We start from the raw sequence: 14,034 nt of genomic DNA, 5'->3' as shown, positions 1-14,034 counted from the left end.
ACAAACGAAAATTTCTCTAACCTGGATCAATAACCCAAGTGAATCCCAGCTAGAATCCCGGCTAGAAATGCGCGCCATGAAGTGGCGCCGGCAGGTCGAGATGTCTTGCGACCGTCGCGCCGATGTCGGCAAAGCCGGCGCGTCGGCCGATCGGAGCCGTTGACTGCGCGGTCCACGCCAGGATCGGGACCTGCTCGCGCGTATGATCGGTGCCGCTCCAGGTCGGATCGCAGCCATGATCGGCGGTGATGATGAGGAGATGGTCGCTTCGCAGCCGGCTCAGCAGCTCGGGGAGGCGGGCGTCGAAAGCTTCGAGCGCCGCTGCGTAGCCGGCGACGTCGCGGCGGTGGCCGTAGAGCGTGTCGAAATCGATGAAGTTGGCGAACAAAAGCCCGCCTTCTGCAAGGCCTCCAAGCCCATCGAGCGTGGCATCGAACAGCGCTGCATTGCCGTCGCCGCGCAGGTTTCTCCCGGTGCCGCGATGAGCGAAGATGTCGTCGATCTTGCCGATCGTGACGATGTCGCGGCCGGCAGTTTCTGCAAGGTCGAGGATGGTTCGCTCGGGCGGCGGAACCGAGAAATCGCGCCGGTGCGAGCTGCGCTTGAAATTGCCTGCGTCCGTTCCGACGAACGGACGCGCGATGACGCGGCCGATGTTCAGGGGATCGACCAGCCGTCTCGCGATCGTGCAAACGTCGTAAAGCCGCTCAAGCCCGAACGTCTCCTCGTGCGCCGCGATCTGGAACACGCTGTCGGCCGAGGTGTAGCAGATCGGCTCGCCGCTGCGCATGTGGCGCTCGCCGAATTCGGCGATGATGTCGGTGCCGGAGGCGTGGCAGTTGCCGAGGATGCCGGGCAGTCCGGCTTGTTCGCACAGCTTTGTTACGAGATCGCGCGGGAAGCAGGGCTGGATCTTTGGAAAATAGCCCCAGTCGAACGCGACAGGCACGCCGGCGATCTCCCAATGGCCGGATGGCGTGTCCTTGCCCCTCGATATCTCGCTGGCGCATCCATGGCGCGCACCCTGAACCCGGCCGTCGAGCCCGGGCGGGACGCGCCCCGTCGCAAGGCGGCAGGCCTCGCCGAGGCCGAGCACCACGAGATTTGGCAGGCACAGCGGCCCCTCCCGCTGCGGACTATTGGCACGCCCGGCCATGCATGCATCCGCAATGTGGCCGATGGTGTCGGCACCTTCGTCGCCGTAATTGGCGGCGTCGGGCGCGGCGCCGATTCCGACGGAATCCATCACCAGGATCAGGGCACGCATGTCGGCTCCCTGATCGGCGGGGAGACGCCACTAGAGGAGGCGAGACCGGTCTTCGTGCAATAGCGCTCGACCATCTGCGCGCAGAAATCGGCGAACTCGTTCACGTCGAGCGGCGGGCTGGTGTGATGCGGTTCGAGACCGCGGTGTTCCGGCGTGAAGCAGAACGTCACAGTGATCTCGAACTCGGCCAGCGCATCCATCTGGCGGTCGAACCAGTCCAGTGCGTTGGGGCGGAAGCTGTCGGCCCATGACAGGCCGGTCCGCAAGTGCCGCACGCCGAACCGTCGCATCCAGCGCACGGCGTCATCGAGACGATGGTCCTCGAAATGAAACCACTGGCAGAGGCCCATGTCGGCGGCGTATTGGCCGAACAGCTCCGCCGCGGCTTTCGGCGTTCCATCCTCGCGCAGCAGGCCCATGTGGAAATGCCGGTAATAGGAGGACCCCTCGGCCTCCTTGTGCCGCGTGGTCGCCTCCCAGGCCGAAGGGAGATCATAGAGGCTGTACCAGTGGATGCGGGGCGCGCGGCCGATCAGAAGGTCGGCGGTGCGCGACAGGCCCCAGGCTTGCACCTCCTCGGCGCCGAACGAGGAGACGCCGACCTCGGTCACCCAGACCGGGAGCGAGGTAACAGCCTTGATCTCCTCGATCTTGGCCGGCCATTCTCCGATCTGCCATAAATTCCAGTCGAGCGGAAAGCCGTGCACGGCGACGGCGTCGACGTGATCGAGCACGCCACGCGCCTGCATGCTGCGCATGAAGGACGGGTCGATCGGCGAAATGCCGCCGAGCACGCGCGGCAAGGTCGGATGCGCGCTGCGGATGGCCTTGCCGGCCGCGAGCGCCAGGTTGGCAAACATCGCCCAGTCCGGGTCGATCAGGAGGTCCCAATGCGACTTGTTGTTGGGCTCGTTCCAGATCTTGGCCGCCTCGATCATCGGCTCGCCTCCCGTGACGGATAAACCGGCCCGTCGACCTGCGGCCGCGTCGTGCGCTTGCACAGATAGACCTCCTCTTCCGGATGGGCCGCGATGGCAAAGCCGGCGCTGCGCAGCATGGCCTCGACGCAGGCGCGATTGGGCACCCACCAATTGGTGGGGTCGTCGGCATATTTGTGCTCGATGAAGTGCAGCTTCGGGTAGCCGGAGGAATCGAACTGATCGGTAGTCCAGAAGTCGTAATTCTTCTCGATCGCATCGACCCGGCTGTCGCCGCGCAGCATCGACTGAAACAGGAGGAGATCGCCGGCGACGTGCTCATGGATCAGGTCCAGCGCCAGCAGCGGGTGTCGCAGATGATAGAGCACGCCCATGAAGATCACGAGGTCGAACTTTTCGCGCAGCTGCCCGACATCATAGGCCGACATCTTGCGGAATTCGATCCTGAGCCCGTTCACCTCGGCCGCGAAGCGGGCCTGGGCCAGATATTCTTCGTCGGTGTCGAGGCCGAGCACGCGTTCGGCGCCGCGCCGCTTCATCTCCATGGCGTAGAAGCCGGCATTGCAGCCGATATCGAGCACGGTCTTGCCTTCGAGCCGGTCCGGAATGATGCCGGAGAAGCGCTGCCACTTCACATTGGGGTAGTCGCCGAGAAAGTGCGACGGCGCTGTCGGCACGCCCTTGAGGTCGAGATTGTGAAACCATGGCCCCAGCGCATCGACGCGCTGGCGGATTTCCTCGCGGGAGAGGGCGCCTCTGGTCATGCAATCGCTCCGTTATTCATTGAGACCGGCCGGGCCCCGTCCGATGAGGCGCGGGTCCGCGACTTGGAACGGCCCTCGACGCCCTCGGCGAGCAGGGCCATTGCCGTGCGATAGCCGTCGATGGTGCCGACATCGACGTAGGATTCGCCGGCCTTGACCCCGATGCCGTTGCCGCCGGCCGAAAGGTAGGCATTGACCAGCGTCCCGAAATATTCGTCGCGGCGTTCGCGTGCGTGCCACAGCGCCTGGAGCTGGCGGAAGCCGTGGGCCGACATCTTGAAAGCACCCCAGATCCAGCGCGAGGCTGCATTCGGCTGCTTGACCTGGATCTCCGTCACCTGCTCGCCGTCCAGCACCACCGCATCGAAGAATTCGGGGTGCTCGACCGGGAACAGCAGGAACGAGAGGTCTGCCTCGGGCAGGGATTGCAGGGCCGCCTTGGGAAACCACACCGTGTCGGGCAAGCCGACCATGACGTCTTCGTGCCGCCCGACGACGGTGCTTGCCCTGAACACCGCGTCGCACAGGCCGGAGGCTTCGGGCTGCACCACATAGGCGAGCTCGGCGCTGCCGTAATGGTCGCCGAAATATTCGAGGATGTCGGACTTGCCGGGCGAGATCACGAAGCAGATCTTGTCGGCGCCGCCGAGGATGAGGCGCTCCAGCAGATATTCGGAGACGGCGCAGGGACGGTCGGTACCGTCGTCATGCCGGCTGCCGACCGGCAGCAATTCCTTCGAGAACGCAAGCGGCTGGATACGGCTGCCGCGGCCCGCGGCCGGAACGATGCCCCACATGATCAGGCCTCCTCGATTTGTTGCCGGCTGACCCGGCTCGACGCAATCTGCTCGAGCATCGAGATCAGTTCACGCGCCCGCTTGTCGGATGTGTGCTGGTCCATGGTGCGCTCATAGGCGCGCAGGGCCATGCGCCTGAGCTCGGCATCCGGCATCGCGAGTGCGGCAAGCGCGTCGTGCTCGTCGCGTGCGATCAGGATCTCTTCTCCGGGCGCGAAGAAGTCCGCTATTCCGGGCCAGTCGTCGCTCAGCAGCGGGGCACCGCAGGCCGCGGCCTCGAACAGCCGGCCGGACGGGCACCAGCCCATCTCCGCCATGGCCCGGCGGGTGACGTTGAGGGTCAGCCGCGATGAGGCAAAGAACGGCGCGTGCTCGGACGGCGGCAGGTGCCGCACGAAATAAATGTTGGGCGACCATGGGAAATCGTCCGGGTACTGCGCGCCGCCGATCAGGAAGCGGAGATCCTTGCGTGCCCGCGCGGGCGCAACGAAAAGCGCCTCGAGCGTGCGCTGGCGGTCTTCGGAGTAGGTGCCGAGATAGGACAAATCGGCGCGATAATGCGGCTGCGGCGTAACCGGATGGTGGATGTCTGTGTCGACATGCCCATAAAGCGGCAGGGTGTCGCGCGCGCCGAGCCTGGTGCGGAATTCGTCCGCAACGTGAGGCCCTCCGGTGAAGCTGAGCACCAGCGCGAAGTCCCGCAGGCCGCGCGGGCCGATATAGGGGACAGCCTCGCCGGCGATGAGCCTTGCCAGCGTAACCGGCGTATCGAGGTCGTAGAACACGGGAACGGCACGATCCTCAGCGAGAATCAGCTCGGTCGCGGCGATCGCATCGGGGCAATAGGAGGTCACGATCGCGACGTCGGCATCACGGATTTCGGCGCTTGCCGCCTGCCGCACGTCGTCCCAGTTCGCGAACAGCCGGAGCGCGCCACCCGGCAGCTCGTAGAGATCCCGGGCACCGGCATAATAGGGCACGTCGCGCTCGAAGAAGACGACGCTGTGTCCCGAACGCGCGAGATGCTTGCAGAGGCCGCGCCACAAGGTGGCGTGACCGTTGCCCCAGGAAGAGGAGATTGTCAGGCCGAAGATGACGATCTTCACGCCGGCACCCGCTTGTTGATCCCGATGATCTTCATGCCGCTTCTGTCGGCGCGGAGCGTGCTGATGCTGGCCGGATCGATCTCGATCGAAAGAAACTGGTCGAGCGGCGTGCGCGAATAGTGCAGCAGCGCGGCGCGGATCGGCTCGGCGTGGCTGACGAGGACCACGGCGTCGAGATTGCGATCGCCACGCAGCTGCTCCAGATGAGCGACCATCCGATTCTGAAGCGACCGCATGCTCTCGCCACCGGGCGGACGGCTGGTGCCGCGGCGCCCATTCCAGCGCGACCATCGGGGATCCGGCGCCAGCTCATCGAACGATCGTCCGGTCCATTCGCCATAATCGATTTCGTCGAGGGCGGGAACGATCTCGACCGGCAGCCTGAAATGCGCCGCGAGGATGCAGGCCGACTGCATACAGCGCCGTTGCGGACTGGACTGAATGAGCGATGGCCGCGGCGCGATGGTGCCGGCACAGCGCGCCATTTCCTCACAGCCGAGATCGTCGAGCTCGACGCCCTTCATCCTGCCGCACAGGATGCGGCCGAGCAGGGCATGATGACCGTGGCGGACGAGATGGATGATCTCAGCCATCACGCAAACGCCTTGTCGTCGATGAAGGCGCGCGTCCGCCGTCCGGCCTCTTCGTCGGTGAACTGCTGCGGCGGCGATTTCATGAAATAGCTCGAAGGGCCGGTCAGCGCTCCGGCCTGGCCGCGGTCCATGGCGAGCTTGGCACAGCGCACCGCGTCGATCACGACGCCCGCCGAATTCGGGGAGTCCCAGACCTCGAGCTTGACCTCGGCGCTCAGGGGAACGCCGCCAAAGGTCGTTCCCTCCAGGCGGATGAAGGCGAGCTTGCGATCGGTGAGCCACGGCACGTGGTCGCTCGGTCCGACATGGATGTTGTCGGGGTCCATGGGGACGTCGAACTGGCTGGTCACGGCCTGGGTCTTGGAGATCTTCTTCGAGGCCAGCCGCTCCCGCTCGAGCATGTTCTTGAAATCGGTGTTGCCGCCGACATTGAGCTGGTAGGTGCGGTCGAGCCGCACCCCGCGCTCGCGGAACAGGTTGGCGAGCACGCGATGCAGGATGGTGGCACCGACCTGGCTCTTGATGTCGTCGCCGACGATCGGCAGGCCGGCCTCCTCGAAGCGGCGCTGCCATTCGGGATTGGAGGCGATGAAGACCGGAATGCAATTGACGTAGCCGCAGCCGGCCTCGATGGCGCGCGCCGCATACCACTCGCTGGCACGCTGCGAGCCGACCGGAAGATAGGAGACCAGAACGTCGGTGCGGGACATCGCCAGCACTTCGGACACGTCGGCCTCCGGCACGTCCGCAATCGGAACGTCGTCGGTGAGATAATGCCCGATGCCGTCCAGGACCGGTCCGCGCTGCACGATCACGCCTGTCGGCGCGACGTCGGAGAAACGGTGCGTGTTGTTGGGCGAGGCGAAGATCGCATCGGCGACGTCGCGGCCGACCTTGTTGGCGTTGACGTCGAACGCCGAAGCGATCTGGATATCGCTGATATGGTAACCGCCGAGATCCGCGTTCATTAGCCCCGGGACCGGCTCGTTCGACTTGGCGTTCCGGTAGTAGGTGAGGCCCTGGACGAAGGAGCTCGCGCAATTGCCGACGCCGACGAGTCCGACGCGCACGCGGCGCCTGTGTTGGAGACGAGAATGCATGGAATGAAGCCCTCCGGAAAACGCGCGGCGTCGGTGCAAGAGTCGGTGTAAGTACGTCGGCGAACGTGTGGAAGGTATGTTCGTTCCTGGAAAGGAGATGGCGGGCGGCACGCCTCGGCCGATTCATCGCGAGAAAATGCGACGCGCTTAACATGGGATAAAATCCCGCACCGCCTGCTCGGAACGAACGGCTTTCATGATGAAGATGAAGAAGATGATGCTCGCCTCACGCGGACCGTTTGGTATCTGCCGCGAAGAACCAATCACTCCGGCCCGCGTTTGTCGGCCAATGGTTCGATGCGGTGCGGCGTTCATCGCCCGCCTAGTGAACGAGGTATGACATGACGTCCAAGGCGCAAAACAGCGAAGCTCACGAGACTACCGATCACAACGTCATCCAGAAATGGGCCGAAGAGCGCGGCGGGAAGCCGGCGACCGTGAAGGCGACGGAGGAGGATGGCCACGCCGGAATCCTGCGTATTGATTTCGATCCGCCGGATGAAGCGCTGGATCGCATCAGCTGGGACGCGTTCTTCGAGAAGTTCGATGAAGCCGGCATCGCGTTCCTGCATCAGGATCGAACCAAGGACGGCAAGCTCAGTCGATTCCACAAGTTCGTGCGACATTAGCGACCGCGCGACATGGCGGGCGGCTGGGCGGAAGCGATCAGGGCGGGCGATTTCGCACGCGCCTGGACCATCAACGATGGTGATTTGCTGGAGATCGCGCATCCGCCGAAGCACACTGGCCCGCGCCATCTCCAGCGGATCTGGCGCGGCGAGGAGCTGAGGGATAAGCACGTGCTGGTGCGCTGCTATCACGGACTCGGCGACACCATCCAGTTCCTGCGCTTCATGAAGCCGCTTCGCGCGATTGCGCGCAGCGTCACCCTGTGGTGTCAACCCGAGCTGCTGCCGATGGTCGAGGGCGCAGCGGGCGTCGATCGCGCCATCCCGCTGCATGATGGTGCACCCGAGAGCGCTTTCGAGGTCGACATCGAGATCATGGAGGTGCCGCACGCCATCAGAGCGCGCCGCGATCAGGTCGAGATGCGCGTTCCCTACCTGACGCTCCCTCCTGTTGCCGTACAACCGCTTCGGCTGCAAAGTCTGGCCGTCGGCCTGGTCTGGAAAGTCGGTGAGTGGGACAAGCGGCGGGAGGTTCCGGCCGTCTTGCTGCGCAATCTCGCTGGATCCGGCGTGACGCTCCATTCGCTTCAGCGCGGGACGAGCACCGAAGAGCTCGCGACAATCGGGGCACGGGACATCAGCACGTCTGATATCGTCGCTCTCGGCCATCGCCTGCGGCAGCTCGATCTCGTCGTATGTGTCGACACCATGGTGGCACACCTTGCGGGCGCGCTGGGATGCGAGGCCTGGGTCTTGCTGCATGCCGATTGCGACTGGCGCTGGCCCCAATCCGGTGCGCGTTCGTTCTGGTACCCGAGCCTGCGGCTGTTTCATCAAACACGGCCGGGCGATTGGGTCGATGTCATCGCCGACGCCCGCAACGCGCTACGGGTGCGGCTCGAAGGAGGTCGAACGACCGCGGCGATGTGATTTCCAGACGTTCTTTCCAAGACATTGATGAGGAACGAGCGCCGCCCACGCGCTTTGGTGCAACGCCCTCGCAATGGAAAGACGCTCATGCAAAGTTCCGACGCCGGTGTGTCGACTGCCAGCCTGTCGCAGGTGACCGACGATATCTGGATCGTGAACGACAAGCCGATCAACGCCGCCGGCCTGCAACTGCCCGTGCGGATGACTGTCATCCGCCTGTCGAACGGCGACCTCGTGCTGCATTCGCCGGTGAGATATTCGCCGGCTTTGCGCCAAGAGCTGGAGCGGCTGGGCACGATCAGATACCTGCTGGCGCCGAATATTGCGCACTGGATGTTCCTGCCAGAATGGCAAAGGCAGCTGCCGCAGGCCGCGATCTTTGCTGCGCGCGGCCTTGCGGCGCGCAGGCAGGTGCGGGCGGCCGGCCTCCGCGTCGATCGCGAGCTTGGAGACACGACGCCGGAGGAATGGGCCGCCGACCTCGAAACGGTGTCGGTGAATGCTCCGATGTTCTCGGAGGTCGAGCTGTTCGACAGGCGGAGCCGGACGCTGGTTCTGACGGATATCGTGCAGAACCTCGATCCCCACCACCTCAGCGCCTCGAATACAGCCGCGGCGAGCCTGCTCGGCATTGCCAAGCCGGACGGGAAGGCCCCGGTCTATCTGCGGCTGCTGCTCCGCCTCGGCGGCCGTTCGGCGCGGGCTGCGGGCGAGCGGCTCGTGAAGCTGGCTCCGGAGCGGGTGATCTTTGCGCATGGCGACTGGTTCGAAACACAGGGAACGGCACGCCTGCGGCGATCCCTGCGCTGGCTGCTTCCCGCGGACGTCTCGGGACGCGAGCACGGGCAGATGGTCGGCACGCGCGTCGTCATCACCGGCGCCTCCAGTGGAATCGGCCGCGCCGCGACGCTGGCCTTTGCCCGCGAGGGCGCAAGCGTGGTCCTCGCCGCACGCCGCGGCGAGGTCTTGATGCGGCTTGCTGCGGAGTGTGAGGCGCTCGGAGGCCGGGCCCTGGCCGTGCCGACCGACGTCACTGACGCGGAGGCGGTGCAGCGTCTGGCCGGTGAGGCGGATGAGGCCTTCGGCGGCATCGACGTCTGGATCAACAACGCCGGCACGGGCGTGTTCGGGGCCTATCAGGACGCAGACATCGCGCTTCATCGCCGGACCATCGAGGTCAATCTGCTCGGCACCATGCATGGTGCGTTCGCGGTGCTTCCGATCTTCCTTCGCCAGAACCGCGGTGTCCTGATCAACAACATCTCGCTCGGCGGCTGGGCGCCGACGCCCTTTGCCGCAGCCTATACCGCCAGCAAGTTCGGCCTTCGCGGCTTCACCGCAAGCTTGCGTCAGGAGCTCCGGGCTCATCCCGGCATTCACGTCTGTGGCGTTTTTCCGTCCATGGTCGATACGCCGGGCTTCGTCCACGGCGCCAACGTCTCCGGACGAAGGCTCGATCCTGGTCCGCTGCTTTATCAATCCGAAGATGTAGCCCAGACCCTCCTGCGCCTCGTCCGCGCGCCGCGTGACGAGATGGCCGTGGGGTGGCCGGCGCGCGCCGGGCAACTGGCCTATGCGGTTGCTCCTGAGATCACCGAGAATGTCATCGGAGCCGCATTCCGCTGGCTGCTGTCGCGCGCGCGTCCCGCAGCAAGGAACGAAGGCACCTTGCTCGAAGCGGGTCCGCAGGGCACGTCCGTCGACGGCGGCTGGCTGGTGCGGAAGAAGGTTCCGCCGGCCGCTGTGCTCAGCAAGGGGCTCGTGGTGCTCGGGATCGCTGCCGGCCTGGCGGTCGCGGCATCGAGCGCGGGCCGTTCCAGACCCCGCGCGAGGACGCGGCGGCGCCGCGCGTGAGTCCGCGGCAATCTCGCGCCGAGGACCGACGGCGATGCCCGCCCGCCGGACCGCAGATGGCTTCGGCGCCGGAACGAAGCCCTGAGACCGCGCGTTCCTGCGGGAACACCCGAGGACCAGACGTTGCCGCGCTATCATTTTGACTTGGTGGATTCTGAAACCGTAGCCGACGAGGGAGGTGCCGATTTGCCGGACGACATCAAGGCTCTGGATGTCGCCGAAGAGATTGCGCGGCGCCTGCTCGAGGAGCGTCCCGAGCTCAAGGGCCGCCACTTCTCGATCCTCGTCACGAACGAGGATGATGAGGAAATCGGCCGGATGCCGCTGGATGTAGTGCACTGAAGCCGTGATCTGACATGACGTTCACGATTGGGGTGATCGCCGACACGCATGGACTGCTGAGGCCCGAGGCGGAGCGCTGCCTCGCCGGCGTCTCGCACATCATCCACGCCGGCGACATCGGCGCCCAAGCGGTGATGGACGGGCTTTGCCGCATCGCACCCGTCACCGCGATCAGGGGAAATGTCGACCGGGGCACGTGGGCTGAACGCTTTCCCGAAACACAAACGCTGCACCTCGGCGGCCGCAGCTTCCACGTCCTGCACGACCTCAACGAGCTGACGATCGATCCTGCCGAGCTCGAAATCGATGTCGTGGTCTCAGGGCATTCCCACCGCGCGCGGATCGACACCGTCAACGGCGTGCTTTATCTGAATCCAGGCAGCGCAGGGAAGCGACGCTTCAAGCTGCCGATTACGCTGGCAACGCTGGAGCTCGATTCCGGCAGGCCGCTGCGGCCCGTCATTCATGATCTCGACAGGGTCTGACGCTAGGCCGGCGACCGCCGCCTAGTGCGTCTTCGATTTCTGCCACCGCTCCAGATCCAGCGGCGGCCGTTCCGGATCGATTTGTTCCTTCTCGGGATTGCCTTGCCAGGGCTTATTCGTCTGCCGGTGCGTCGGCATATCGGTCTTCCGGCGCGGATCGTCGAGCGGTGTCTCTCGCGGATCGGTTTCAGGTTCAGTGGCCTTTGGCATGTGTTTCCCCGTCGAGTGTTTCCCTGCGAGCTCGCACGATGGCGCTGCGGCAGCACCTTCTGATCAACCCGGGACGCAGCGCGGTTGTTCCCTGTCTCGCGCTGCGGCGATCGGCGCAGGAACGACCCCTGCGACAACTCATTGTTCTATTTCGACATTGCGAACCATCGACACAGGAGCAGCACATGTCAAAGATGCCTCCAGTCCCCGCAGAACAGCGGAGCAACAAGGGACCCGGTTCCGATCCGGCCGTCGAGCCGACAGAACGGGAGCCGGGCCGCGAGAATTTCGACACCCAGGGCCGCCACGGCAACATCAAGCAGAACACGACCAACCAGGGCTACCAGCAGGATCGATGATGCTCGACCTCAACAGATGCACCAAGAGACAGTCGATGAGCAGGACAGGTCTGGTGCTGCTCGCCGTGCTGGTGACCGCCTCCGCCGGAGCGGCATTCGGGCAGGGAGGTGGCGGCGGGGGAGGAAGCGCCGGTGGCGGGGCGGCCGGGAGCACGTCGTCGGCGCCCGGGACCAACTCGGCCGGGACAGCGCAATCGAGCGGCGGTTCCGGCCCACGGGGATCGACGACCGTCGGCCGACCCGGCAATCCTGCAGGCGGCACCAATATCGGACGCATCGATGGGACCGTCACGCCCGGACCCTCGCTGCAGGGCGACGATCAGATTCGCTCGGAGACCTCCCGCGATTCCGAAGCGGATCGAAAGATCAAAGGCATCTGCAGGGGATGCTGAGCCCATGATGCTGACCCCTTGATCAGCAGGGCTTTCGCATTTGAGATTTTCCCTGCGGCCATCCTTCGAGATGTCCGCTTGAGGCGGGCTCCTCAGGATGAGGTCGGAGTGCGCGGCAGCAGTTTCAACGGGCACTGACACCGATTAGCCTCATCCTGAGGAGGCGCGTCAGCGCCGTCTCGAAGGACGAGGCGTGCGCGCAGACCGCCGCCACAAGTCATATGCGATTGCGCTGCCCCTGATCAGGACGCCGGCTTGACCGGCGTCCAGTCCAGGTCCGCATCATCGCAAGGCTCGGGGTCGGCCGGGCAAGGCCTGATCTTCAACTCGTCCTCGAGCACCGCCTCGCCCTCGGCATGCTCGACCAACCCCGCCTCATCGGCTTTCTCCAGCGCTTCCTCCTTGGTCGGAAACGTGCGGCTCATCTTCTCTCCGTCCTTGAACAGGGCGTATGCCATGATCGCCTCTCTGGCTTCCGTCGCTACGCGCTATGCGATTTCCCTGAGGTTACTCAGGGTCGACAATCCGAGGCCACCCAAAGCAAGCAAGAACGATCTTCTCGGCATGTGCATCTCCAACATGTGAGCGACAGACGCAGCGTGATATCGAACGTTCCTATCGGGAATGAAGCCGATGACCAATCGCGCACGCGTGCCGACGAACGTCTCGCTCGCCTTAACGCATGTTAGTCTCGATCAATTGGCACGATTGATCGCAAGCTCGATCCCAGTGAGATGCTGATCGCCATAGGAACGTGTCCGTCTAGCATGGCTTAATTCCGCATCGGAAGTGCCGAGCCGCGCACGAGTTCACCACATGCAAGACAGACAAAGCAATTTCCCGACGTCCGCAGGCGTCCTTCTCGGACTTGGCCTCGGCGCATTCTTCGACGGCATCGTCTTTCATCAGCTGCTGCAATGGCATCATATGTTAAGCGGCTGGTATCCGCTCGATTCCATCGAGAACATCACCCTCAATACGACTTGGGACGGCATCTTTCACAGTACCGCCTATGTCCTCGTACTCGCTGGGCTTTATCTGTTATGGCAGCGGGCACGCCGAGGCGCGCCGCGGTGGTCCCGCTCGCAGTGTCTCGGGACGATCCTGATCGGGTGGGGCATCTTCAATCTCGTCGAAGGCGTGATCGATCACCAGATCCTGAGATTGCATCAGGTGAACGAGACCGTGCCCGACGGCCAGCGCATTTTCTGGGATATCGGCTTCCTGCTGTGGGGAGCTGCGATGATCGTCATGGGCGTTGCCATGGCACGCGCGGGCGCGCAGGAGGGAGTGCATGCGAAAGGCAGCTTACAGGCTCGTTAGAAACACGCCGCCGGCTCTGGTCTACGTGATGTTTCTGCTGCTGCTCGTGCTCGCGACGGCGCCGGCGTTTCGGCCAGTGCTGTTCGGCCTCTCCGTCGACGATCTCTTGCAGTTGCGCTGTTTTTCGCCGGTCTGAGCGCGGAGGTGACCATGGTGGAGTTCAGGCTTCCAAGAAACTCCCGCATCGAGCAGGGGGTGGTCTGGCCAAAGCCGGCCGGCAAGAGCTTGCGGGAATTTCAGGTCTATCGCTGGAATCCGGACGATGGCCGCAATCCCAGGCTCGACACCTATTTCGTCGATCAGACGGATTGCGGGCCGATGGTGCTGGACGGGCTGATCTGGATCAAGAACAACATCGACTCGACCCTGACCTTCAGGCGATCCTGCCGAGAGGGCGTTTGCGGCTCCTGCTCGATGAACATCGCCGGCCAGAACACGCTGGCATGCACGAGGTCGATGAACGAGGATGTTGCGGAAGGCGAGCCGCTCCGCGTGCTTCCCCTGCCGCATCAGCCGGTGGTGAAGGACCTGGTGCCGGATCTGACCAACTTCTACGCGCAGCTCGCACTCATCGAGCCGTGGCTGCAGACCACGTCCCCCACGCCGCAGAAGGAATGGCGGCAAAGCCACGAGGATCGGGCGAAACTCGACGGATTGTACGAGTGTATTCTCTGCGCGTGCTGCTCGACCTCATGCCCGAGCTATTGGTGGAATTCCGAGCGTTTTCTCGGGCCGGCAGCCCTGATCCAGGCGGCGCGCTGGATCAATGACAGCCGGGACGAAGCCACCGGCGAACGCCTCGACATGCTCGAGGATCCCTTCAGGATCTATCGCTGCCACACCATTCTGAATTGCGCGAAAGCATGCCCAAAGGGCCTCAATCCCGGAGAAGCCATTTCGGCTCTGCGGCTCAAGATGGTCGAGCGGAAGTTCTGATCGCGAGCG

19 protein-coding genes are annotated in these 14,034 nt (G+C 64.4%); 10 read left to right on the top strand and 9 right to left on the bottom strand.

From position 1 onward, the window contains the following. Nucleotides 1–61: 61 nt before the first annotated feature. Genes GA0061099_RS30005 through GA0061099_RS29975 form a run of 7 tightly spaced genes read right to left on the bottom strand, consistent with a single transcriptional unit; the run spans nucleotide 62 to nucleotide 6,565 of the window. Complete coding sequence (locus tag GA0061099_RS30005; RefSeq protein ID WP_036023670.1) at nucleotides 62–1,267, bottom strand: phosphopentomutase; 1,206 nt, start codon at nucleotides 1,265–1,267, stop codon at nucleotides 62–64. Further along, entirely contained in the window at nucleotides 1,255–2,205 is a 951-nt protein-coding gene (locus GA0061099_RS30000) for a glycoside hydrolase 5 family protein (RefSeq protein WP_036005069.1), read from the bottom strand. The genes GA0061099_RS30005 and GA0061099_RS30000 overlap by 13 nt, the downstream gene beginning before the upstream one ends. Beyond that, entirely contained in the window at nucleotides 2,202–2,969 is a 768-nt protein-coding gene (locus tag GA0061099_RS29995; protein WP_074448197.1) for a TIGR04290 family methyltransferase, read from the bottom strand. Before GA0061099_RS29995 ends, GA0061099_RS30000 begins: the two co-directional genes overlap by 4 nt. Further along, a complete protein-coding gene (locus tag GA0061099_RS29990) occupies nucleotides 2,966–3,766 on the bottom strand; it encodes a nucleotidyltransferase family protein (protein WP_036023674.1) in 801 nt (266 codons plus the stop codon). Before GA0061099_RS29990 ends, GA0061099_RS29995 begins: the two co-directional genes overlap by 4 nt. A gap of 2 nt (nucleotides 3,767–3,768) precedes the next feature. Next, nucleotides 3,769–4,872, bottom strand: coding sequence for a CgeB family protein (locus GA0061099_RS29985; RefSeq protein WP_036023676.1), 1,104 nt, complete (start codon nucleotides 4,870–4,872; stop codon nucleotides 3,769–3,771). Continuing rightward, complete coding sequence (locus tag GA0061099_RS29980) at nucleotides 4,869–5,465, bottom strand: histidine phosphatase family protein (RefSeq protein WP_036023678.1); 597 nt, start codon at nucleotides 5,463–5,465, stop codon at nucleotides 4,869–4,871. Before GA0061099_RS29980 ends, GA0061099_RS29985 begins: the two co-directional genes overlap by 4 nt. Then, nucleotides 5,465–6,565: an inositol-3-phosphate synthase gene (locus GA0061099_RS29975; protein WP_036023680.1), complete on the bottom strand. Its 1,101-nt coding sequence runs from the start codon at nucleotides 6,563–6,565 to the stop codon at nucleotides 5,465–5,467. The genes GA0061099_RS29980 and GA0061099_RS29975 overlap by 1 nt, the downstream gene beginning before the upstream one ends. Nucleotides 6,566–6,906: 341 nt before the next feature. Here GA0061099_RS29975 and GA0061099_RS29970 point away from each other — a divergent pair, with 341 nt between their 5' ends. From GA0061099_RS29970 to GA0061099_RS29950, 5 genes are all read left to right on the top strand, one after another. Next, entirely contained in the window at nucleotides 6,907–7,194 is a 288-nt protein-coding gene (locus tag GA0061099_RS29970; RefSeq protein WP_036023682.1) for a hypothetical protein, read from the top strand. Nucleotides 7,195–7,206: 12 nt separating this feature from the next. Further along, the gene (locus GA0061099_RS29965) at nucleotides 7,207–8,124 is read left to right on the top strand and encodes a glycosyltransferase family protein (RefSeq protein WP_036023684.1); all 918 of its coding nucleotides are present in this window, start codon (nucleotides 7,207–7,209) and stop codon (nucleotides 8,122–8,124) included. A gap of 87 nt (nucleotides 8,125–8,211) precedes the next feature. Then, nucleotides 8,212–9,978: an SDR family oxidoreductase gene (locus tag GA0061099_RS29960; protein WP_050995898.1), complete on the top strand. Its 1,767-nt coding sequence runs from the start codon at nucleotides 8,212–8,214 to the stop codon at nucleotides 9,976–9,978. A 123-nt stretch (nucleotides 9,979–10,101) separates the two neighbouring features. Continuing rightward, nucleotides 10,102–10,320 (top strand): DUF6894 family protein, encoded by a 219-nt coding sequence (locus GA0061099_RS29955; protein ID WP_036023686.1) that lies wholly within the window; start codon nucleotides 10,102–10,104, stop codon nucleotides 10,318–10,320. Between the two features lie 14 nt (nucleotides 10,321–10,334). Next, a complete protein-coding gene (locus GA0061099_RS29950) occupies nucleotides 10,335–10,805 on the top strand; it encodes a metallophosphoesterase family protein (protein WP_036023688.1) in 471 nt (156 codons plus the stop codon). A gap of 21 nt (nucleotides 10,806–10,826) precedes the next feature. On the opposite strand, the gene GA0061099_RS29945 is transcribed toward GA0061099_RS29950, so the two are convergent. Further along, entirely contained in the window at nucleotides 10,827–11,015 is a 189-nt protein-coding gene (locus GA0061099_RS29945) for a hypothetical protein (protein ID WP_036023690.1), read from the bottom strand. 185 nt (nucleotides 11,016–11,200) lie between these two features. Between GA0061099_RS29945 and GA0061099_RS41435 the strand changes: the two genes are divergently transcribed. Together GA0061099_RS41435 and GA0061099_RS40400 are read left to right on the top strand one after the other, a co-directional pair. Beyond that, nucleotides 11,201–11,374: a hypothetical protein gene (locus GA0061099_RS41435; RefSeq protein ID WP_167361684.1), complete on the top strand. Its 174-nt coding sequence runs from the start codon at nucleotides 11,201–11,203 to the stop codon at nucleotides 11,372–11,374. A 35-nt stretch (nucleotides 11,375–11,409) separates the two neighbouring features. Continuing rightward, nucleotides 11,410–11,766: a hypothetical protein gene (locus tag GA0061099_RS40400; RefSeq protein WP_085968900.1), complete on the top strand. Its 357-nt coding sequence runs from the start codon at nucleotides 11,410–11,412 to the stop codon at nucleotides 11,764–11,766. Between the two features lie 242 nt (nucleotides 11,767–12,008). On the opposite strand, the gene GA0061099_RS29935 is transcribed toward GA0061099_RS40400, so the two are convergent. Then, a complete protein-coding gene (locus tag GA0061099_RS29935; protein ID WP_036005032.1) occupies nucleotides 12,009–12,224 on the bottom strand; it encodes a hypothetical protein in 216 nt (71 codons plus the stop codon). A 358-nt stretch (nucleotides 12,225–12,582) separates the two neighbouring features. Here GA0061099_RS29935 and GA0061099_RS29930 point away from each other — a divergent pair, with 358 nt between their 5' ends. The 3 genes from GA0061099_RS29930 to GA0061099_RS29925 are packed head-to-tail and all read left to right on the top strand — an operon-like array spanning nucleotide 12,583 to nucleotide 14,025. Further along, nucleotides 12,583–13,089 carry a DUF2243 domain-containing protein gene (locus GA0061099_RS29930; protein ID WP_036005029.1) on the top strand — a complete coding sequence of 169 codons (507 nt, stop codon included), beginning with the start codon at nucleotides 12,583–12,585 and terminating at the stop codon, nucleotides 13,087–13,089. Then, on the top strand, nucleotides 13,061–13,225 hold the full coding sequence (locus tag GA0061099_RS41430; RefSeq protein ID WP_156447251.1) for a hypothetical protein: 165 nt from the start codon (nucleotides 13,061–13,063) through the stop codon (nucleotides 13,223–13,225). The genes GA0061099_RS29930 and GA0061099_RS41430 overlap by 29 nt, the downstream gene beginning before the upstream one ends. A 14-nt stretch (nucleotides 13,226–13,239) precedes the next feature. Further along, on the top strand, nucleotides 13,240–14,025 hold the full coding sequence (locus GA0061099_RS29925; protein WP_036005027.1) for a succinate dehydrogenase iron-sulfur subunit: 786 nt from the start codon (nucleotides 13,240–13,242) through the stop codon (nucleotides 14,023–14,025). Nucleotides 14,026–14,034: the final 9 nt, after the last annotated feature.

The sequence above is a fragment of the Bradyrhizobium yuanmingense genome, assembly GCF_900094575.1.
GTDB classification, from domain to species: Bacteria; Pseudomonadota; Alphaproteobacteria; order Rhizobiales; family Xanthobacteraceae; genus Bradyrhizobium; species Bradyrhizobium yuanmingense.
Note: the sequence above shows the minus strand (reverse complement) of the source record. Positions and strands in the feature narration are given on the sequence as shown.

Excerpts from the sequence above, each read along its gene's own strand:
- GA0061099_RS30005 (WP_036023670.1), bottom strand. The coding sequence starts at position 1,267 with ATGCGTGCCCTGATCCTGGTGATGGATTCCGTCGGAATCGGCGCCGCG.
- GA0061099_RS30000 (WP_036005069.1), bottom strand. The coding sequence starts at position 2,205 with ATGATCGAGGCGGCCAAGATCTGGAACGAGCCCAACAACAAGTCGCAT.
- GA0061099_RS29995 (WP_074448197.1), bottom strand. The coding sequence starts at position 2,969 with ATGACCAGAGGCGCCCTCTCCCGCGAGGAAATCCGCCAGCGCGTCGAT.
- GA0061099_RS29990 (WP_036023674.1), bottom strand. The coding sequence starts at position 3,766 with ATGTGGGGCATCGTTCCGGCCGCGGGCCGCGGCAGCCGTATCCAGCCG.
- GA0061099_RS29980 (WP_036023678.1), bottom strand. The coding sequence starts at position 5,465 with ATGGCTGAGATCATCCATCTCGTCCGCCACGGTCATCATGCCCTGCTC.
- GA0061099_RS29975 (WP_036023680.1), bottom strand. The coding sequence starts at position 6,565 with ATGCATTCTCGTCTCCAACACAGGCGCCGCGTGCGCGTCGGACTCGTC.
- GA0061099_RS29970 (WP_036023682.1), top strand. The coding sequence starts at position 6,907 with ATGACGTCCAAGGCGCAAAACAGCGAAGCTCACGAGACTACCGATCAC.
- GA0061099_RS29965 (WP_036023684.1), top strand. The coding sequence starts at position 7,207 with ATGGCGGGCGGCTGGGCGGAAGCGATCAGGGCGGGCGATTTCGCACGC.
- GA0061099_RS29960 (WP_050995898.1), top strand. The coding sequence starts at position 8,212 with ATGCAAAGTTCCGACGCCGGTGTGTCGACTGCCAGCCTGTCGCAGGTG.
- GA0061099_RS29950 (WP_036023688.1), top strand. The coding sequence starts at position 10,335 with ATGACGTTCACGATTGGGGTGATCGCCGACACGCATGGACTGCTGAGG.
- GA0061099_RS29945 (WP_036023690.1), bottom strand. The coding sequence starts at position 11,015 with ATGCCAAAGGCCACTGAACCTGAAACCGATCCGCGAGAGACACCGCTC.
- GA0061099_RS41435 (WP_167361684.1), top strand. The coding sequence starts at position 11,201 with ATGTCAAAGATGCCTCCAGTCCCCGCAGAACAGCGGAGCAACAAGGGA.
- GA0061099_RS40400 (WP_085968900.1), top strand. The coding sequence starts at position 11,410 with ATGAGCAGGACAGGTCTGGTGCTGCTCGCCGTGCTGGTGACCGCCTCC.
- GA0061099_RS29935 (WP_036005032.1), bottom strand. The coding sequence starts at position 12,224 with ATGGCATACGCCCTGTTCAAGGACGGAGAGAAGATGAGCCGCACGTTT.
- GA0061099_RS29930 (WP_036005029.1), top strand. The coding sequence starts at position 12,583 with ATGCAAGACAGACAAAGCAATTTCCCGACGTCCGCAGGCGTCCTTCTC.
- GA0061099_RS41430 (WP_156447251.1), top strand. The coding sequence starts at position 13,061 with ATGCGAAAGGCAGCTTACAGGCTCGTTAGAAACACGCCGCCGGCTCTG.
- GA0061099_RS29925 (WP_036005027.1), top strand. The coding sequence starts at position 13,240 with ATGGTGGAGTTCAGGCTTCCAAGAAACTCCCGCATCGAGCAGGGGGTG.